We start from the raw sequence: 1934 nt of genomic DNA on the forward strand, positions 1-1934 counted from the left end.
CCCCTCGTTTTTGAGTTAGAGATACGTTAGCTCGTGGTGAGGACGCTCCGCGAACGGACCGTTGTTCCAATCGCTGTGCTCTCCAGATTTTTTTCATTCCCCTTAGCGGTGAAAATCCGGAGACCAAGGCGACCGCTGCCGCTTTTCCACAATCAGTCCGTTCTCTCCACTGTTTAAGCGGGAATTGGATCTAAATTCTTTTTTATAAAAACAACAAAAAAATCGCCCTTTTAGTAAAATGGAGGTACCACCCAACCATTTCAAAAAGGAGCGATTTCTTTGTACATTCAATATACCATGGACCAACTTTGCTTGCCAATGGATCTGGAAGAAGATATTCCAGACAACCACCTCGTTCGCGTTGTGAATGCGGCCGTCAACCGACTGGACAACGCCATCTTTGACGCAGCCTATCCCGGTGGCGGCCGGGACAGCTACCACCCGAAGATGCTTACTAAGGTCATCATTTACGCCTATACTCAGCGAATTTATTCCTCTCGTCAAATCGCTAAAGCCGTGCGAGAGAACATCCCTTTCATGTGGCTGGCTGGACGGCAACGCCCCAACTTCCGCACCCTTAATCGCTTCCGTTCTCAGCGGATGAGAAGTGTCCTCGAAACGGTATTTACCGCCGTGCTTCAGTTTCTGGCTGACGAAAAATACGTATCTCTGGAGCATTACTTTGTGGACGGCACCAAGATCGAGGCCAATGCCAATCGCTACACCTTTGTTTGGGGCAAAACGGTCAGCAAACACAAAGCGAAATTACAGGAGAATGTCCATGCTCTGTTTGCAGACATTGAAGCGGCAGAGTACCAAGAAGAACAGGAGTACCGAGGAAAGGACCTTGCCGAACTCGGCGAATGTGGCGAGATGAATAGTGAGAAACTAGAACACCTGACCCAGGCGCTGGAGTTAAAGCTCATGGACAAACCCAAAGACAAGCCTCTGAAAAAAGCCGTTCGGAAGCTTCGCAAGGATTTGCTGCCCCGGCTGCTGAAGTACGAACACTACCAAAGGTTGCTTGGCGACCGGAACAGCTTCAGCAAAACCGACCCGGATGCGACGTTTATGCGAATGAAGGAAGACCACATGCGAAATGGTCAACTCAAACCGGGTTACAATGTACAAATCGGAACCGAAAACCAGTTCATTTTAGCCTATAGTCTACACCCAAGACCGACCGATACCCGCTGTTTACAGCCGCATCTGGAAAAGGCAAGACGGATTCTGGGAAAACTCCCGAGAGCGGTGATTGCGGATGCCGGATGCGGTAGTGAAGAAAACTACGCCTATCTGGAGAAGGAAGGGATTCAAGCGGTCGTAAAATACGCCAGCTACCACAAAGAAAAAAGCAAAGCTTGGAAAGAAAATGTCAGCAAGGTTGAGAACTGGACGTATAGCGAAACCCAGGATACGTGGACGTGCCCCGCCGGAAAAACGCTGCATTTCCGCAAAGAGAGCAGGGAGGCCCTTCCAAGTGGCTACGAAATTCACAAACGTCATTACCGAAGCCAGAGCTGCGAGGGCTGTCTGCTGAAGGAACGCTGCACGAAGGCAGCAGGAAATCGGGAAGTGGCTGTCAGTCTGGAGAGGCTGCGTTACCAGAATCAGGCTCGAGACCTCCTGCGAAGCGAGGAAGGTTATGCCCTGGCCGTACGTCGAATGACGGAACCGGAAAGTGTATTTGGACAACTGAAAAACAACCGGGGCTTCCGGCGCTTTCTGCTTCGCGGCATGGAAAAAGTGACGCTTGAGGTCGGGTGGCTTTCGCTTGCCCATAATGTACTGAAGCTAGCCGCAATGGACCAAAAACGCAGGGCATCTATTCTCCAATAACGGGAGAATAGATGCCCTGCTGTCTTTTTACTGCTACTCGAATAAGTATGGGCTATTTTCATTTGTAGAAAGTCTACTTATGAGACAGCCCCTTT

1 protein-coding gene is annotated in these 1934 nt (G+C 50.1%); it reads left to right on the forward strand.

The features are described from left to right. Positions 1 to 279: 279 nt before the first annotated feature. The gene (locus ACX1DY_RS31335; protein ID WP_458968032.1) at positions 280 to 1839 is read left to right on the forward strand and encodes an IS1182 family transposase; all 1560 of its coding nucleotides are present in this window, start codon (positions 280 to 282) and stop codon (positions 1837 to 1839) included. The last annotated feature ends 95 nt before the right edge of the window (positions 1840 to 1934 follow it).

The sequence above is a fragment of the Paenibacillus sp. BAC0078 genome, assembly GCF_054483875.1.